Annotated in this window: 11 protein-coding genes and 1 other annotated feature; of the genes, 1 reads left to right on the top strand and 10 read right to left on the bottom strand. The window is 39.8% G+C overall.

Annotation, left to right across the window (positions count from 1 at the left end; all coding sequences use genetic code 11):
- Positions 1–37: 37 nt before the first annotated feature.
- Positions 38–244, bottom strand: a binding site (T-box leader).
- A 241-nt stretch (positions 245–485) separates the two neighbouring features.
- Positions 486–1,421, top strand: coding sequence for an aldo/keto reductase (locus IGI44_RS05315; protein WP_438786767.1), 936 nt, complete (start codon positions 486–488; stop codon positions 1,419–1,421).
- 44 nt (positions 1,422–1,465) lie between these two features.
- Here the strand turns inward: IGI44_RS05315 and IGI44_RS05310 are convergent, their stop codons facing one another.
- The 10 genes from IGI44_RS05310 to IGI44_RS05265 all read right to left on the bottom strand — a co-directional run bounded on the left by IGI44_RS05310 (position 1,466) and on the right by IGI44_RS05265 (position 18,877).
- Complete coding sequence (locus IGI44_RS05310) at positions 1,466–2,431, bottom strand: D-2-hydroxyacid dehydrogenase (protein ID WP_438786766.1); 966 nt, start codon at positions 2,429–2,431, stop codon at positions 1,466–1,468.
- 135 nt (positions 2,432–2,566) lie between these two features.
- Positions 2,567–3,253, bottom strand: a complete 687-nt coding sequence (locus IGI44_RS05305; protein ID WP_438786765.1) for a winged helix-turn-helix domain-containing protein — start codon at positions 3,251–3,253, stop codon at positions 2,567–2,569.
- A gap of 113 nt (positions 3,254–3,366) precedes the next feature.
- A complete protein-coding gene (locus IGI44_RS05300; RefSeq protein ID WP_438786764.1) occupies positions 3,367–3,597 on the bottom strand; it encodes a hypothetical protein in 231 nt (76 codons plus the stop codon).
- A 70-nt stretch (positions 3,598–3,667) separates the two neighbouring features.
- Positions 3,668–7,027 carry a WxL domain-containing protein gene (locus IGI44_RS05295; protein WP_438786763.1) on the bottom strand — a complete coding sequence of 1,120 codons (3,360 nt, stop codon included), beginning with the start codon at positions 7,025–7,027 and terminating at the stop codon, positions 3,668–3,670.
- Positions 7,020–7,385: a hypothetical protein gene (locus IGI44_RS05290; RefSeq protein WP_438786762.1), complete on the bottom strand. Its 366-nt coding sequence runs from the start codon at positions 7,383–7,385 to the stop codon at positions 7,020–7,022. Before IGI44_RS05290 ends, IGI44_RS05295 begins: the two co-directional genes overlap by 8 nt.
- 11 nt (positions 7,386–7,396) lie before the next feature.
- Positions 7,397–8,440, bottom strand: coding sequence for a DUF916 and DUF3324 domain-containing protein (locus IGI44_RS05285; RefSeq protein WP_438786761.1), 1,044 nt, complete (start codon positions 8,438–8,440; stop codon positions 7,397–7,399).
- Positions 8,441–8,502: 62 nt separating this feature from the next.
- Positions 8,503–9,198, bottom strand: a complete 696-nt coding sequence (locus tag IGI44_RS05280; protein ID WP_438786760.1) for a WxL domain-containing protein — start codon at positions 9,196–9,198, stop codon at positions 8,503–8,505.
- 74 nt (positions 9,199–9,272) lie between these two features.
- Positions 9,273–9,953, bottom strand: coding sequence for a response regulator transcription factor (locus IGI44_RS05275; RefSeq protein ID WP_438786759.1), 681 nt, complete (start codon positions 9,951–9,953; stop codon positions 9,273–9,275).
- Positions 9,954–10,612: 659 nt separating this feature from the next.
- The gene (locus IGI44_RS05270; protein ID WP_438786758.1) at positions 10,613–11,722 is read right to left on the bottom strand and encodes a hypothetical protein; all 1,110 of its coding nucleotides are present in this window, start codon (positions 11,720–11,722) and stop codon (positions 10,613–10,615) included.
- A gap of 210 nt (positions 11,723–11,932) precedes the next feature.
- On the bottom strand, positions 11,933–18,877 hold the full coding sequence (locus tag IGI44_RS05265) for an InlB B-repeat-containing protein (protein WP_438786757.1): 6,945 nt from the start codon (positions 18,875–18,877) through the stop codon (positions 11,933–11,935).
- Between the last annotated feature and the right edge of the window lie 167 nt (positions 18,878–19,044).

Below are 19,044 nucleotides of genomic sequence, written 5' to 3'. Positions count from 1 at the left end.
GAAAAGCAGAACTGGCAAAAAAGCCCTTGTTCGTCTGAACAAGGGCGAAAGTATCGCGGTACCACCTATTTTTAAAAAGAGTTTTACTCTTTTTCTCTAGCAATTAACGCTTGCGTAACGGAGCGGCTTTGCACGCGCTCATCTCCAGACTGTCTTTCAATTACTTTTCACGAAATTGCTTTCAGCCAAGGCAATTTTTTCTGTACGTTTTTTCGTAATTTACTGGTTCCTTCATAGATATTGCTTTGATGTTTTTACTCTTCTTAAGCTACTAAAAAAAGACCTGAAAGTCAAGCAATTTCCCGTGATAAAAAGAAGTTAACGCTTTTTTCTACTATTATAATCATGTCATAGAAAATGGAATGATTTTTTGTATTTCATAATGGAAGAAAATGGATTAGTCGCTTTTTTTTCAACTTTCACTTACACTTGAAAAAGAATAGCCATGGTTGTACTGTGGCATCATTAAAAGGAGCGAATGCGATATGTCAGATGTACGAATTGGAAAATCACGCGTTTACGCAAGTGATCTAGGTTTAGGAACAAATGCTGTTGGCGGGCACAATCTTTTTCCGAACTTAAATGACGAAACTGGAAAAGATGTGATTCGTACAGCGATTAACAATGGAATTACCGTTTTAGACACGGCCTTTGCCTATGGCTATGGCCGTTCAGAAGAATTAATCGGTGAAGTTTTGCAGGAACCTGAATTTGATCGTTCACGAATTATTATTGCTACAAAAGCAGCACATGATCCAGAGAATGAGTACAAATTCAACAACTCGCCAGAATTTTTGCGAAAATCTGTCGAAGAAGCGCTTCAACGACTTCAAACAAATTATATTGATATTTTCTATATTCATTTTCCTGATGAGACAACGCCAAAAAATGAAGCTGTAGCAGCCTTGCATCAACTGAAGGAAGAAGGAAAAATCCGTGCGATCGGCGTTTCAAACTTCTCATTAGAGCAATTAAAGGAAGCCAATCAGGATGGGTATGTCGATATCGTTGAAGAACGATATAGCCTGATTCATCGCGAACTGGAGCAAGAACTGTTCCCTTATTTAAAGGAAAAGAAAATCAGTTTTGTCCCTTACTTCCCATTAGCTTCCGGTTTGCTTACAGGAAAATATCATAAAGAAGATCGTTTTGACGACTCTGATCCTAGAAGCAAACGGCCTGACTTTAACGGAGAACGTTTCACTGAGATCATCGAAAAAGTCGATCAATTAAAGCCGATCGCTAAAACTTACGATGCGACGGTGGCACAATTGATTCTGGCATGGTACATGAAGCATCCCCAAATCGATGTTGTCATTCCTGGCGCAAAACGACCCGAGCAAGTTGAAGCCAATGCCAAAGCCGTTGATATTCGATTATCAAGTGCAGACTTCGAAACCATCGATCAACTATTTCAATAGAAGAAACAGAGCATGACGTTTTTACCAACGTCATGCTCTGATGTTTAATTTACAACATTTTTCTCTTCTCCTGCGATAAAAGCAGCAAAATTATCTACCGCGATATTCATTAAGCGTTCACGCGTTTCTAGCGGACGCCAAGCGATATGTGGGGTGATAAAACAATTTTTTGCTCCCTGCAAAGGATTATCCTTCGCCATCGGCTCACTGGAAAGAACATCCACACCCGCCGCAAAAATTTTCCCTTCATTTAATGCATGGGCCACTGCCGCTTCATCCAACAGTCCACCACGGGCAGTATTCAATAAAATGACCCCATCCTTCATCTTAGCAATGGTTTCCTGATTAATCATTCCTTGTGTTTCTGATGTTTGCGGAACATGCAGACTGATGATATCCGCTCGTTGATAAAGTTCTTCTATAGAAGAGACCTGCTGCGCCCACTCAGCTTGTGGTGCTTTTGGACGATGATTCCAATAGATTACTTTCATGTTGAAGCCATGGGCAATGGCCGCCGTTGCTTGAGCGATTTCACCATAGCCTACCAGTCCCAATGTCTTACCTTGTAATTCAATTAAAGGCGTTTTCTGATAAGTGAAGTCGACACTTTCCTGCCATTCTCCTTGCTGAACAGAAGTATTATGTACGCCAACTTGATTCGTAATTTCCAGTAATAAGGCAAAGGCAAACTGGGCCACTGCATCTGTTCCATAAGCTGGAATATTCGTTACAGGGATATTGCGCTTTCTGGCCGCTTCAATGTCCACCACATTATAACCGGTCGCCAGCACGCCAATGTACTTCAGTTTGGGAACAGCCGCCAACACTTCCTCATCAATCGGCGTTTTATTCGTTAATATCGCTTCTGCCTCACCAATTCGCTCAATGATCTCCTTTTTATCCGTAAAAGAAGTCCGTTCGTAAACAGTGACCTCCCCGAACGCTTCAAATCCATGCCAGCTTAAGTCCCCTGGATTTAGTGCATACCCATCTAGTACAACAATTTTCATGATAGCCCTCCTCTATCTAGTATTCCACTAAACAATAGCATTGATTTTAGCACTCTGCAAATGGGAAGAAAGCTTAGAAAATCAAAAAAAGTGATTAAAAGATAGCCGCTTCCATCCCCTAATCACTTCCGATAACTATTTCGTGAAAAAATCCGCTGACAACTGATACCCTTCGCCCCAGACCGTTTTAATCGCTTCTTCACATAAATTCATTTGCTCTATTTTCGTTCTTAGCTTCTTCACAATGGAAGAAAGGTGGGACAGATGGGAGTTGGTTACTCCGGTTCCCCAAATTTTATCACAGAGGGCTTCCCGTGTGATCACTTCACCATTTGAATAATACAATTCATTAAATACTTTCTCCTCTAGCTTAGAAAGATTCAACTGATCGAGCTGCTCTGGTATTTTAATCTTCTCACCAATACCAGAATCTATCCGAACCTTACGGAAGCTGCCGGAATCAGAATGTGAAAGCCGAGCTTCCATCAGCTTTTCTCGTACTGAATCCATGGTCAAATTGATCACTGTTAATTTCCCTGTGCTGATCACTTCCTCCGACTCAGCGTCTTCTACCGTTTTACGGAACAACAAATTTTTTCTATTTTCAAAAACAGGTAACAGAAATTTGATTTCCGCACTTGATACAGTCTCGCTGAATATGATGAATTGAAAATGGTTGATCATTTCAGGATATTTTTGCTCTTGAATGATGTATTCGAACAAACTAGACGAACAAAATATCTCGTAATTCAAATATTGCAATTTCTTCTGTAATTCTCCATCGGATAGAATATTTCGGGTTAGTATTAGTACATTTCCCATATGAGAATTCCCCTCTCTCTACATCTTTTATATAAACTGCGTTATTTTTTAAGTATGAATTTCCCTATTTTTGGTAAAAAAATTGAGGTACTAAAAAGTACCTCAATATTCAATTACAGAGTAAAACTACTAATTTGATTTTGGATATCCAAGTAGACAAAGACTGCACAGGCAAACGAGGCCACCGTCACTAATAGCAGCATCCAGTCGAGAACCAAGAAATTCTCCTTCAGCCCTTGTTCTTTCTTCAATTCTTTGTCTTTTATATAGTACGTCACAAAAGCAATCAAAGATAAAACTCCGATAGCCCCAAGAATAAATACCCAATACATTGGTTTCATCATTTGCACATCCTTAATCATTTTCATTTATCTTTTTGTCACGTTGCGCATCCCCTTGAATCAATGCGTTTCGTTATAAAGTATTATCTAACGTCCAAGTAAGTTTTCCCTTAAAGGTGTAGCCTGCTTGATCGTTGACGTTACTAGGAATATTTAGTTCCACCTTGTTAAATGGAATGCGATAATCCCAGACACCTTCGCCGTTTGCACTATCCGCACCAGTAACTTTTACTGAGGGACCACCAGCGGTCAAAAGAACATCTCGATCCCAAGTAGGATTTCCCGTCGAACCATGAGCAATTTGGATCCCTGCTCCTGTTCCAGGGTCTATCTTATACAGATCAATATCTCTCAACGCTAATTTCGGTGCTACTGAACCGGCTTTTAACGCGGTTGATTTCGAATTGGTTAGATCGCTTAATTGAGCGACCACTTCCCAATCTGTACGGTTGGTTGTTTTCCTAGAATCGGTTACTCGAACGTTAAACCCATCTGTTTGTTCTTGAGACGTGTAACTTTTTGCAGCAGGCGTATACGTTTTGTCTTTCTTAGTCGCTTCATTGGCTTTTCCGAAATCAAAACGATCAGGAACTGATAGCTTCAATTCTTGAGGAGCACCGGATTTAATCCACACAAACTTCGTTAGAATCAACCTAGAAAAATTCACTCCATCTACTTGAATACGAAAATTAGCCGTTTTACCTATTTCTGCGTCATCATCAACCTTTGTAACAATAGTAATATTAGCCTTATTGACATTATTTACACGGTTATTTAGTACGTCTGCTTGTTGCCAAAAACCAGATGGAGTCGAAACAAGAGAACCATTAACATCCACTCTAACACCGTTAGTATACTCACTTGCTTGTGTATCTTCTGCAAGTGTGTAGGAACTCATTATCCCATGGGAGGTATTTTGTAAATCGTGTTTAAATTCTGGTTTGATCAAAACTTGATCTTCAGCCCCTTCGAATACTGCACGCCAATACACGATACCTCCTGGCTCAATTTCATCAATAGGATTGCCTTCAATATCTGTAGGAACAAAATTGAGTTTCGCTGAAGTCTTTATACCATAGTCCACTCCGAATACGATTCTTCCATCATAAGTCAGTCCATTAATCTTATTATTACCTGTAAAGCTAAATTCCATTGTTGGGTTACGCCCATCTAACTTATAGTCAGGATCTTCAACATCAATGATATACGACCCAGCCTGTATTGTAGGTGTCGTTCCATTCCACCCAGATCTAGGATTATAGGAGAAACCTACTCCCTCTTCGCTTTTCAATACATCTACTTCAAATCCTATCGGAGATGTCTTCTTAGTCAATACACCACCGTCTTCTGGGACATCTATCCTTTGACTAGGAATATATACTCTGCTCAATGTCGTAAATGCTTCCAATGGTCTAATATCACTAATGGCGTTATATCCCCCGTAAATCTCTTTCAAGCGAGTATGTGTAGTTGGACTAAAGCTAGAGAATGCTTCATCTTGCAGCTCATTGTGACTAACATTCAGAGAGATAATACAATCTGGAATATGTTTCATCTCACTGTCTTTGATTTGATTACTAACCATTTCGATTGTTTCAATGATTGTAAAGTTTTTCAACCCCTCTAAATTCTCTAGTAAAGCACCTTCACTTGTAGTATTTCCGGCAGAATTACTCCTCAATCCCTGCGCCCTCATATAGAGCTCCTTTAGAGAATCTTTGGCGTCTTCAAGTCCTGTATCCTCAAAGTTCACGAATCGGTTATTGTTGAAATTCACTACGCTCAAACTAGAACAACCTGCTAGATCTCCTTTAATATCTGAAAAACTGTTATTACTCGCAGAAAGAGTTGTCAAATTGTTGGCATTTTTCAAACTGCTAAGATCCTCTAGCCTATTGTCACTTACATCCAACACCTTCAAACTTGTTGAATTAAGTGCTGTAACATCATCTAATAATCCTTTCAGAGTATAATAGATGTTTTGTTGACCACTTGCTAGTATCATATTATACGCACCAGCATTTTGACTTGAAGCGTTCAGATGCTCAAGCACACTCATACCATCTAAACCCTTTAAATTTTGTAATAAATTATGTTCAGTATACAATTTTACTAAATTATTGGTTGTTGCCAAAGGCTGCAAGGTTTCTATTAGATTGACACTTATATTTAAATTACTAATCGTTGGCTTCCCTGCTAATGGACTTATGTCTTCAATTGCATGCCTAGATAAATTAACAGTCTCCAAAGAATCACAACTACTTAAAGCATCAATCGCATTTGGTCCTCTAAGACCTCGCTTATGATAAGTTGGTGTATGAATAGCAGGGTCGAAACTTATAGCATCAATCCCCCCTGGGTTTGAATAATAGGAATCTCGTCCATTATAATTTGGAGCTCCGATTACGCTCAATTGTGTCAATTTATTGTAATTTTCAAGTCCAGATAGTGAGTGCAACCCAGGATGGCCTTTCAAATCCAAGATTTCTAAAGTGTCTTTACAATTCAATCCGTTCAAAGTCTGTAATCCAAAACCAACATAACTAGCTTCAGGTTGGCTTACTTTTGCTAGACTGTTCCCTTGACTCTCATCATATTTAGAAAAATGAATTTCTTTCAACTTTGTGGATTGTTCTAACCCCTCAAAACTTTGAATGTTTGCGTTTTGTCTATACGTATGATTATCTGAACCATTAACATTTAAATACTCCAACTCAGTACAGCCCGATAGTCCCTTTAAAGAATCTAGGTCATTCTGCTCAGCCGAAAATGTTGATAGTGTCGGATGGTCTTTTAACTCATCAATGTTTTTTAGAACGCCCTTTGAGAATCTTAGAATCTTTAGTTTTTTTAAATTGCTAAATCCAGCAGGAAGTGAAGTAAATGTATCCTGTACATACTTACCATCTAAAACGAATGATTCAAGATTCGTTGCATATTGAAGTCCTTCTAGATTGCTAATGACCGCAGAATCTAAAGAAGAATACAATGCTGTTCTATTAAATTGAGTCAACATCTCCATTTGTGCCTCTGTAATAGGGGTACCGTCTGAAATATTCTGATCATATCCTGGAGATCTGTTCAATACTTCTCTGAGCATTTGATACAAATTATTATCTGGAATATTCACTGGAGTATCCGCTGCTCTTGTTGCTTTCGATTTTTCTTTTTTCTTTTCCTCACTCTGCTCTGTCGATGACTCAGTCGTTTTTTCTTCACTGCTTGACGATGTTTCTTCCTTGATTACTTCGGATGATGAATCGACAGTTTTTTCAGCTGAATCAACTGTATCCTTTGCTGGTAAGACTTTTTCATTTGCAACTGTAGAAGAAGTTGATTCTTCCGTCACAGCATACACGAACTGGCTGCCCTCGCCCAGCGTCAATAAAACGAGCAATGCGAAACTAGCTACTTTTGTTAGACGTTTATTCAACGGGGCGCACCTTCTTTCTATCTCTATGGGTAATGACAATGAGAATCAATGCTACTAGTAGCATTCCCACCAGACTCATCAAGAATTGCTTTGGCATATTTGTTTGCGGCAATCTTCGGTAAACTCTGGATTGACTTCTTACATATGGCACGCTTGGTGTGCGGACATTCGATGGCTGCGTTGGTTCTTCTTTATTCGTACTTGGCAGCGTTGGCTCATCCTTGTCATTAAAGCCGATCCCTACTTCAGTTTCGGCTTTATCTACTTCAGATGCACTTGCAGCAAATGGCTGAACACATAGTGTAAGAAAAGATACTGCTAAAAGAAGGAAAGATATGAACGTCATTTTCTTTTTCATTTTCTTCTCCTTTACTTCTTTCTTTGAATGGAACGATGTCGATTACTGACCATAACTACTAACACGATCAAAGCTAAGCCAAGAGCAATCGTTGCGATCGGTACCCAACTAGATGTGATCACTTTATCAACAGTTTCTTCGTTTAGCTTATTAGCAGCTTCATTGGTAATCGAAACCTCTTTTGTCCATTTCCAAGTTTTTTCTGCATTTTGAGCGTTGATTTCTACGGAATATTTACCAGCTTCAACGTTTTCTAAACCAAGCGGAACATGATAGGTAAAATTCGTATTGGGTGCGACTGAAAGATCTTCACCTTTCTTTTCATAGAGCACTTTATTTGAGCCCTTTTTTCGCACTTTGATGTTCATCTTCAATTGATCAATCATTTTAGGCTGATCGTTTTGAAGAGAAACGCCAACGACTTTACTCCCATTCGAAAGTAAGACATCAACATTTTTGAAATTCAACTCGCCACCTGAATTGTATTGAGCTGCATCTTCTGTTAATACCATCCCGATCGTATAACCCGTTTCCACTTTCAATCCAGTTTTTTTATTTTCACTGCCAGTAGGTACTCCAATCAAACGAATCGCACCCAATTTGATCCCCGCAAATTCTTCCTGCGGAGGATTAATCTCTAGCTCGATCGTCTTCTCTTCATAGTTCTCAACAGTCACTTCTTTAAATTCCTCTGGCACATGCACGATCTCTGTCACAGGATTTTTTAAAGAGTCATCTAGCTTAGGTTTATCTACACCATAGTCAATGGATGCTTCTGTTGAAGTCATCGCATTGTTCAAGGATACCTTTACCGTACGTGCTTCTTTTCTGGTGCTGATAACTTTTAACTGAATTCGTTGAGCTTCTCCTGGTGTAACCTTTAAAAAGTAAAAACTTCGTGATGGGTCTACTTGATTAGAAGGAAGCACTGTCTCTACAGTGAACCCCATCGTATCCCGATTTTTTTTGTCTTCAGCCTCATCCGCAAACACTGCTGATGAGAATGAAAGTGACATCGTAATGAAAACGAGTAAACTAGCAACTATCCTTTTCAACGTACAAACCTCCGTCAATTTGAAATGAGTTAAGGATAGACTACGCTATCCTTATCCCGTGATTAAAATGCATCCTCTAGTGTCCAAGTAAGTGTTCCTGAGTAAGACAAGCCTTTTTCACCTTGTTTACCACCAACACCTAGTTTAAGGTTTTCTAATGAGGACGCCCAGTCAGCTGAAGCATCTTGGTTTTTTTGGCTAACTAATACTTTCTCAGCTCCACCTGCTTCTAATTGCGTTTTAGCTTGGACGGTTGGAACTTTACTACCTGTACTAGTAGCATGATCTGTTGCATCTTTAATCGTAGAAGCAACAGTGTTCGGATCATCTTCGCCAACATATCCTTTTGCTTTAGAATCAAAGTATAATTGAGCCTTTGTTAATTTTTTAGTTGGGGTAGTTGCATTCGTAATTTCGCCCAATTTAGCCTTAACTTTCCATTCATTGGTATCATTAGAAGTACCTGTTGGATCGTCTTTACGTGTATCACGTACTACTACATAATAGCTATTGCCACTTACTTCAGAGAATTCTGTGTATTTGCCGTTTACATCGTTGTATTTACCGAAGTCTAATTTTTTTGGTACCCAACGTAATTGCAAGTCACCATCTTTTTCCCCTGGAATATGTGCATCTACGAAGCCGATTCCTACTTCTGTTTCTCCCTTGTCTACTTCCGCAGCATAGGCGCTCCCTACGCCGATTGCCCCTAGTGTTGTCACTGTCAATGCAGTAACCAAAGCTCTTTTCATTTTCATTATTTGTTCCTCCAATAAATTTTTATTTTTGAAAAAAAGCATGAATGCTTTAATCCCATAGGTTGGGTGTTGCTTTACTCACTCCATTTGTAGCCGTAGCCGCGAACGGAAGAAATACTGAACAGTGACAGCTTCGATCGCAAACGTTTGATATGACCATCGATCACTCGCAAATCAATATTTTCAATATCGTTACTCCAAAGCTGTTCTGCGATGTCTTCACGACTTAAAGCAGTTCCTTTATTTTTAAGGAATAAAACCAATAAGTCGTATTCTTTCTTAGTTAAAGAAACAACTTCATTTTCTTTCTCAACTACTCGTTTTTTTGTATCAATCGTGATTTGTTCAATCGAAGAACTTAATCTGTATGAAGCAGTCACTCCCGTGTTTACTTCTCTTTTTAATAAATATTGAATATACTTGAGCATGATCGTTAAACTTTTGTCCTTGCTCAGATAATGATCCACGTTAATATCAATTGCTTCCATCTCAACTTCTTCTTCTGGGAAGGCCGTCAAGATAATGCTGCGTATACATGGATTAATCTCTTTCAAAATCGTTAGCAACTTTACGCCATCCATATCTTTCATACAAAAATCGGAAATGACTAAGTCATAATTGTTTTTCGTAAAATCAGCGACCGCTTTAATCGGTGTAGAAAAATAGCTCACTTCATATCCTTCACGAATAATCGCCTGCTTTAATTTCTCCGCATACTTTTCATCATCTTCTACTAACATAATTCGTTTCCCCAATTTTTATACCTCCATTAAAACTCTGATTCAAAATATAGTTGTCTAATTTTCTTGGCAACACATTTTCTGTTTATATAACAACGTTTTAAGCTCGTTCACTAAAAATTAATTAAATACTCCTGAAATAACGTTTCTAGCTAATTATAATCTTAACAAAAGTTAAACAACTTTTCAAAACATTATTATATATTTTTATTATTTTTATCGTTAAATTTGTGCGTTTTGTGTGTTTATGGCGAAAATTATACAAATACATTCTCTCGACAGAAATTTATATCTAATTTTCACGTTAAATAAACATTGTTTTTTAACAAAACAAACAATGTTTATTTTTTGACAATCATTTCTTAAAATAATCGCTTAATTTTAAAAACACTCGTTTTTATATGCATGCTTTCGAAAAATATATCTTATGACAAATTCTTATTTTTTCGGTTTAAAAACACATATTTTTTTATTCGAAAATGAGAAAGTGGTATTTGGCTAAAAACTAACATTCCTCTCTTTTTCACACATGCCAAATAACCTTACAGCAACTGCTGTAAGGTGGGTAAACCCATAGCTCTTATTCCCTTACGAAGTACAGGCACAATCTTTTCCATTTAGTGAGCATAGCAAATACAGCAAGCAATGATTTTAAGCGTCACTTGCTCCTTCTGCTACCTTTTCTTCTTTTTATGCTTTATCTCGCTCTTTCTCCTCTTTTTAAAATACTTTTCCTTCAACTCATTTTCTGGTGAGCGTTCCTTTTTCCGTTTACGAATCTCTTTATTCTTTTTGACTAGTGATTTCGTCGGTTGTTTTCCCTTCTGTTTAGGCGGCTCTTCGATTGTAGACATCGCCGAAAGAATCGAGTCAGATTGTTGATTCGATACATCAGTCGGCTCATGATTTGTTTCCTGCTGCGAGTCCTCTTTTTGATCAAGGCGAAGACCTGTCAAAGTGGCTCCTTCTGGCAATTGTTCTGTGACAATCTTCAGCAGCTCTTCTTCACTCAAATCTTCCAATTGAATTCCTGCTGGTAAAGTAATCTTCATTTCCTCTTCTTCACTTTCTGCAGGGCGAATAAGATCCGCTAAGGTTGATCCAAAAGGGAGTGGCTTTTCTTCGATTATTTCTGGTTCTTCATTTTCAGCGTTTTTCTTTGGTGCCTTTTTCTTTTTGATCAATGAGCGGCGTGTGCAATTCATTAAATCTGAACTAACGACTTCGACAAAAAGACGGTTTCCATCCTTTTCAAATACCGTCAACATACTTAATAGCTCTATGATTGCTTGGAACTTCTCCTCAGAGATATTCGGATCGGCATCGCGCATACTCCATGTATGCGTCTCGCCATTCTCCTTTAGAAAGACAGAAGTGTATTTATATTGTTGGTTTCTCAATTCATCAATCGGTGTCGTCTTTTCAAAGACATACTTTTTATAGTGAGTGATCGTCGCATCATAGGCATGATAGTTTTTCTTATTGCCAAATAATCGCGTAACAACGTTTTCCCATTCTCCACCAGAGAAATAGCTTTTAAAGAACGGAGCAAGGCTGCACAGCGTGTCATCGGGTTGAGAAGAAAGAAAAATCTGTTGAATAATCGTTGCCAACATCCCTGAAAAGTCAGTGACTGATAACGCATTACGTAACAGAAGAGCGAATGCGTATTGCACTACCGTCTTTCCATCATTGGTTTCTTCAAAGTATGCTTCAATTCTTCTTTCAACTGACTCTCTTTTAACTCCAAAAATTTGACGACTACTTAGTTTTTTGACTGACATAACACTCGCTCCTCGCTATTTTTTAGTATGCGTTTTCATTTTTTATTAATCGACTTATCTCTTTGTAATTAATATACGCCAGAAGAAATTAAAAATTAATAGCTTCGACAAAAAAATAAACTCTATCTTTTGGATTTTTATTATCAAAATGAATTAAAAAAAAAGCGATCAAACGACAGTATAATTGTCGTTTGATCGCTTAAACTCTTACTATTCTGTGTCTTTTTTATTTCTTCTGAACCATGCTAACGCGGTGGTCCCAGCCACCAGACAAAGTCCCATTAATGCTGTCAGTGGGCTTTGATATTCTGAACCTGTTTTTGGTAGATTCTTAGCTGAGGTGCCAGAATTATTGTTGGTCGTTCCGCCACGATAGACACGTCCTGAAACAATGGTAGTCTTCGAGTTTGAAGTTCCCGTTCCAGAATCACCTGTACCCGGTAACTTGCCATCTCCATCCCCTTTAGCATCCTTTTTAGTCCATTGCGCAACTAAGGTCATGCCACCTGCCGGCATATCAATCACGCCGCTGATCTTCTCCGTCTTCAAGTACCAGCCTGTGAAGTCATAGCCATCACGCGTCGGATCTTCAACTTTATCGATATCAACTTTTTCATCTGTTTTTGCAACAATATCCGCAGGTTTAGATGATTTATCCCCGCCGTTGACATCAAATTTGATGGTTTGATCCTCTGCTTGCCAGATAGCGTACATGGTGATCACTTCATCATTCGTTGTCGTCAGATTCTTAATAGCTGCTTCGTCCTTGTATTCGACCTCTCCGTCTTTCTTACTTGACCAGCCAGTGAAGCTATACCCTGCTTTCGCAAAGTCATTCTTCGTTAACTTTTGTTCTACATCGTATTCAAAAGTCTGATCTGACATCTTACCTGTTCCGCTATTACTGTCGAATTTCACTGAATACGTGATGGCGATCCATTTGGCTTGCAATGTTTTACCGCCTGCTGGCATTGTAAAGCTGTCATCGGATTTCGTAGACGCTTCGTACCAACCATCAAAGATATAACCTGTACGTGATGGTGCCTTGACTTTCGTCAAATCAACCGTTGAATCGGTTGGTTGGACGATATTGGCTGGTTTTGTTGCTTCATCTCCGCCATTGATATCAAAGGTGACTGTTTGGTCATCTGCTTTCCAATTGGCAAACAGCTTGATCTTATCGCCATCGGTTGTCGTTAAGTTTTTAACCGCTTGTTCATCCGTGTAGACAATTGGATCGCCCTTCTTCGTTGACCAGCCAGTGAAGCTATAACCTGCTTTGGTGAATTTATTTTTACTTAGTGCTTCACTTAAGTCGTACTCAAAGGCTTGATCCTTCATCGTACCTTCACCACTATTGCCATCAAATTCAATGGCGTACTTGATCGCTTTCCATTCCGCACGAAGATTCTTCCCGCCTGCTGGCATCGTGAAAGTATCCTCCGCTTTGGTTGATGTCTCATACCAGCCTTGGAAAATGTAGCCGGTCCGTTTTGGCTCTTTCACTTTCGTCAAATCAACCGTTGAATCAGTTGGTTGAACGATGTTGGCTGGTTTTGTCGCTTCATCTCCGCCATTGATATCAAAGGTGACTGTTTGGTCATCCGCTTTCCAATTAGCAAACAGCTTGATCTTGTCGCCATCGGTTGTCGTTAAGTTTTGAACATCTTGTTCATCGGAATAAACAACTGGATCGCCTTTCTTCATTGACCAGCCAGTGAAGCTATAACCTGCTTTGGTAAAGATATTTTTGCTTAACGCCTGATTCAAATCATAGTCGAAGCTCTGTGCAGACATCGTTCCCTTACCACTGTTTCCATCAAACTCGATTGAATACTTGATTGGCGTCCACTCCGCACGTAAGGTTTTGCCGCCGGCAGGCATGGTAAATGTGTTCGTTGATTTACTTGCACCATCGTACCAGCCAGCAAATTTGTAGCCGGTTCTAGTCGGAGCAGCCACAGTAGAAATATCCACTGTAGAATCGGTCGGTTGGACAATATCTAGTGGTCGTGTCGTCACATCGCCCTGATTCACGTCAAAGTTGACTGTTTGATTCTCAGCGCGCCATGAAGCATACAATGTCACTTCTGCATCCTGCGTATCACTCAGATTTACTACATCTTGTCCGTCCACATAGTCACTTGTGGTATGATTTTTCGCTGTAATCCAGCCTTCAAAAGCATATCCTGCTTTGACATACGTATTTTTCGCTAAGTTTTGTTTTTGATCGTAGGTAAACGATTGTTGCGCCATCGTCACTCCGCTGCCGGTATTGGCATCATAATTGACTTTATACGTGATCGCTTCCCATTCAGCACGTAAGGTCTTGCCGCCGGCAGGCATTACGATCGAATTGCCAACTTTTGTGGCTCCATCGTACCAGCCAGTAAACTTGTAGCCTGTTTTCGTTGGTGCTTTGACTGATGAGATGTCCACGGTTGCATCGGTTGTTGAATCAATATTTTTTGGCTTGCTGGAAATATCTCCACCATTCACATCAAACTGCAAGACTTGCGGATTCGCGGACCATACCGCATAAAGAGCAATCGTCTCATTGTTTTTAGCGGTCAAATCCGACACGGATTGCTGATCGACGTACGCCGAAGTACCACCAGCAGTCGTTGCCCACCCAACAAAAGTATAGCCTGAACGGGTAAAGGTATTGGCAGTTAGCATTTGCGTAGCACCATAAGTGAACTGCTGTGCCGCCATCGTCCCTGTTCCCTTATTCGCATTAAAGGTTACTTTGTATTGATTTGCTTTCCATTTCGCAATTAAGGTCTTGCCGCCAGCAGGCATTTTGATCGTTCCAGTGATCTCTGTCGTACCATCATACCAGCCATCAAAGGCATACCCCGTGCGTGTTGGATTCTTGACATTATCAATATCAACAGTTGTATCGGTTTTTTGTATGATGTCGTCTGGTTTGCTTGATACGTCACCGCCATTGACATCGAACTGGATCGCTTGATCTTCCGCTGCCCACACGGCGAACAGTTTCACTGTGCCTTTATCCGTTGTGGTTAGATTATCCACTGGTGCTTCATCAACAAATTCCGCTGACACCGCATTATTGACTTTTGCCCAACCTTTAAACGCATAGCCTGGACGAGTGAAGGCGTTCTTCTTCAATTTAGCAGTCGTATCATACGTAAAGGCTTGATTGGTCATCGTACCTTCTCCGCCATTCTTATCGAATTGGACAGCATACGTATTGGCTTCCCAAATTGCATAAACCGTCTTATCCGTTACAAAATCAACGGTTGTTCCATTCACGAAATCTGCAGTCGTTGCCTTCTCTGTTGTACCCCAGCCTTTAAATGTGTAGCCGGTACGTGTTGGCTCTGTCACTGGTGACACGTTCACTGTGTCACCAAAACTATAGGTTTTCACATCCACGTTTGCTGCTGTGCCATCATTTTTCTTGTAAGTCACATCCACCGACACTGCTTTCCAGATTGCTTTCAGATTCAACTCAGTGGATGCTGAAGTAAAGTCGATGTTGGCCCCTGGCTGATAGTCTTTACTTGGATTTGCTTTATCCTGCCATTTTACAAACGTGTAGCCGGTTAGTGTAGGAACTTTATCTGAAAGCTTGATTGAACCTTTTCCACTCGCATCCAAAAGAACGGATTGAGTTGTTGGCATATCGCCAGCAGCTGTCACACCTGGTGCGAGGAAGCTTGGCAAGTTTTCTTCATAAGCAACTTTTGCCATTTCCGTACTAAAGGTAATTTCAGAACTATTCGCATTCAAGGGAGTACCTGAGCCAACCTCTTTTGCGGAATATCGGAATTGATTGATCGCTTTTTGATTATCCGCATCTGGTACCAAGAAATTCAAGACCGTATCTAAATCTTCATTCGGCGCGACTACTTTAGTACCAAAATCAATGTAGATCGCCGTAACCTTTGTCATATCCAATGGTTTCGTTGTGCTAAAACCATGACTCGCTAATTTGGCAGCGTTCCATGTTTGCAAGTCACTTGTATAATCCGGCAAAGTACTTACTGCGTCAGTGGTGTAATACACTGTACCCCCAGCATTTTCTAAACCAGTGAAGCTGATATTGCCAGTAGAACCCCGTCCATCTGATGACGATGGCAGAATGTCGTATAGACGAACATTGTTAAAGCTTGTGTTGCCGATATTACTAACCGTTGCCTTCATCTGCGGTGTGCTTTTTTTCTCAACCGCAAAGTGGGTGGTCTCGGTCCAAGCGTCGGTGCTGCTTGAACGTCCAGCTGAGTCCCCGTTTAGTTTTGTAGCGTAGACGATGGACAAAGTCGTATTTTTACTACTATCTTTACCTGTATATGAACCGGCTATTGTATTATCCAAATTCAACTTGCTAGCTAACGCATCTGAAAAATTATTCGTTTCCTGATCCATTTGTAAGAAATCTGTCCCAGAAGCAGCAACTGCTGGTATTGTGTAGTCATTTCCTACTGGGGTTCCAGAAGCTACCTTAAAAGTAATGGGTATCTTAAATGACACACCGTTATCTACTTTTTGACCATTACCTGTTACTTTGAATCGGTAATAGTTATTGGTAGTATCTGACCCTAACAATTCGACCTGTACAACCCCAGGATAATTGGTGCCAGTTTTCTCATCATAAAAATCCTTATTTGCTCCAGGATTTTCCATTACCAATACTTTAGGAATAGCTATCGATATTTCAGGGTTTTTCCAGTCGCCAATGGCATGTAGCGTGTTGTAACCTTGAATTTCATAATTAACAGTATCGCCAGGCTGACGACTATTTGCATTATTACTAACAAACGTCGCATAAGCATCCGTTACATGATTCGGTGTGTAAATTACTTCTCCTGTGTCCATTTCAACAGTCATTGGTGTAGGTGCCTGACCATTCTCCTCATTGTCATAGGTTAGAGAAGCTCCCATTTCGACCTTTGATAGCTTATCGGTTGGTATCTTTGTATCATCCGGCCATTTGTCGCTGTCCCAGTTCTTTGCCGTATAGCCGAAACCTACGCCATTTCCAGTTGGCCAAGCCCCTGGAGTTTCTCCATCTGTTCCCATTGGAATTGCAGTCACTTTATTGATGTACTCACCAGGATTAAGTACTGGTAAAGCTAACGAATGTGTCCCTTTTCTAGCTGTTGTCGAAACTACTCGACTTCCTCCAGTCATGTTTACAATCTCAATGTTGGCTTTATAATAACTTGCTACCGTTGAATCATCAAGGACTGTACCATATACAGTGATTGAATTAAAATTCACCTTTTCAGAACCTGTTCCTTTATGATACAAAGTAAAACTCGTACCTGTAATATCACGTTTTCCGGTGTTTTTGTATGTTCTTACATTCCCATAATTACTATATCCAACAGCATAATTTGCTAAACTAGTTGAAGAAGAAGCTCCTTGAACGACTGCTGCTTTTCTATTACCCGCTGTTCCAGTGTCATGATTATTACGACCCGTTGTTATTTCCCAATCTGCCTGCTCTTTTTTGGTATACGTAGCTGAATGAGTCACAGTTTTAGCCTTTTCATTGAATTTCTTAGTGATCATTCCAAGAGTAATCGAGAAAGTATCATCTTCTAAAATAGAGCTGGGGGGGGTGATTCTGCTAGTTATTTGATGTCGGTTAGAATTCACACTTCCAGATAGCTGCCAATAATTGAAATGAGAACTATCATCGGTGACCGCCCGATAATATCTTGTATAGCCTGTTGGAATACTAGAATCATCGCTAGTTATTTTTCCATCTGTACCAAAGTAATCTGTAACTTCGGATGAAAGAGTAGAACCAGTCGGTACTTCAATGAAGAAGCGGTTATTGTATGATTCATCCAAAAGCCAAAGCTTGTTATTGTTGTTATAAAGTGTCAATCGATTGATTATTGCTCCATTGGAATAGTCGTCTCCAGTGGGAGTAAATTTTTGAACATCTGGATATAAACCGTCTTTTGTTTCGCTTTTGAGTTGTACTTTACCTGATTGTGACATTTGTGTACTTGTAGAATCATAAACCGTAGCCTGTAAATCCTGCCAAATCACTTGGTTCGCTGGAATCTTCGCATCGTAATCTTCATTGAACTTGAAGCGAAGGTTCAACGTTTCAACCGTGGTCTTCGTTTCCTTCAAATGAATGATCAATTTTTGATTTACTGTATCATCTTCGTAATGATCTACGATTGACTCGGCTGCGGGTACACCAGGATCAATAAATGAAAAGATTGGATCAGTCATTGTAAAATGTTTAAAGTTTTCCTTTGTTGGATCAGGTGTAAAGCCATAAGGGATTTCTACCGTTACCCCCGTGAGTCCTGCGGTACTGACTGACAATGGAACAGCGACCGCATATTCCGATGGTGCTAATCCAGTTAATGGATCAGTGTAAGTTCTGAAACTCGCTTCAGCCTTGATTCCTACAGTCACATCATTTGCTCGTGGCGCTTTCTTCGCTTTCGTCACAGCTTTCTCGCTGTCTTTTGTTTCTTCTTTGCTTGAATCCGTGGTTTCTTCTTTGGATTCCTTCGTTGATTCTTCTGTTTTCTTTTCTTTTTCCGCTACATCAAAACCAATCATTTCACTTTCGTAGTTGGCTTCTTTGTCAAATACAGTCAACTCATAGTGACCAGCTTTTTCAGCTGTTAAAATCAAAGCTTTCGCCGCATCTTCTTCTTCGGAAATATTTTTGATCGTTAATTCACGTTTTTCTTCGTTCCAAGCATAGTCTTCGCTTGGTTTATCATCACGATCAAGATGGTCTTGTACATCAAAAGTAAGTCCTTCTGGTAAGGCAAGCGTTACCTGTGTCAGGTTTCCGAAAAGTTGGAATTCAACCTTTTCGTCTTCTTTGATTGCTTGGTTCGTCTTTTGTTTAAAGGTCACATTTGGTGTGATCGTCTCTTCCTTTTCCTCCTGAGGTGTCTCTTCGACAACTGGTGCTTCACTTGATTCACTGGTTGTCTCTTCGCTGGATTCTGGTGCGACTTGATTTGCAGTTGATGATTGTTCAGGGATACCCACCTTACTTTGGACAGACTCTAACGTTTTCCCCGTTTGTTCCGTCGGCGCCTCAATAGAAATGGACTCCGCAAATACGATCCCCGTTGGTAATAGCGTGCTAAACAACAGGATCGACGTTCCGACATATGCGATTGGCTTTTTCTTCATTAATATCCTCCTCTGTTACTTTCTTCTGGCTCTCTCATACTCAGCTTGTATTACTCCATTGATTCTCCCCATATTTTCATTTATTTTTTTGTTAATATAATTATGATAACAAAAATATAATAAATTTAATATCATTTTATCAATTGTTTTTAAGTTCATCAAACATT

The sequence above is a fragment of the Enterococcus sp. DIV0756 genome, from assembly GCF_051710745.1.
Taxonomy (GTDB): domain Bacteria; phylum Bacillota; class Bacilli; order Lactobacillales; family Enterococcaceae; genus Enterococcus_A.
Note: the sequence above shows the minus strand (reverse complement) of the source record. Positions and strands in the feature narration are given on the sequence as shown.

Excerpts from the sequence above, each read along its gene's own strand:
- IGI44_RS05315 (WP_438786767.1), top strand. The coding sequence starts at position 486 with ATGTCAGATGTACGAATTGGAAAATCACGCGTTTACGCAAGTGATCTA.
- IGI44_RS05310 (WP_438786766.1), bottom strand. The coding sequence starts at position 2,431 with ATGAAAATTGTTGTACTAGATGGGTATGCACTAAATCCAGGGGACTTA.
- IGI44_RS05305 (WP_438786765.1), bottom strand. The coding sequence starts at position 3,253 with ATGGGAAATGTACTAATACTAACCCGAAATATTCTATCCGATGGAGAA.
- IGI44_RS05300 (WP_438786764.1), bottom strand. The coding sequence starts at position 3,597 with ATGATGAAACCAATGTATTGGGTATTTATTCTTGGGGCTATCGGAGTT.
- IGI44_RS05290 (WP_438786762.1), bottom strand. The coding sequence starts at position 7,385 with ATGAAAAAGAAAATGACGTTCATATCTTTCCTTCTTTTAGCAGTATCT.
- IGI44_RS05280 (WP_438786760.1), bottom strand. The coding sequence starts at position 9,198 with ATGAAAATGAAAAGAGCTTTGGTTACTGCATTGACAGTGACAACACTA.
- IGI44_RS05270 (WP_438786758.1), bottom strand. The coding sequence starts at position 11,722 with ATGTCAGTCAAAAAACTAAGTAGTCGTCAAATTTTTGGAGTTAAAAGA.
- IGI44_RS05265 (WP_438786757.1), bottom strand. The coding sequence starts at position 18,877 with ATGAAGAAAAAGCCAATCGCATATGTCGGAACGTCGATCCTGTTGTTT.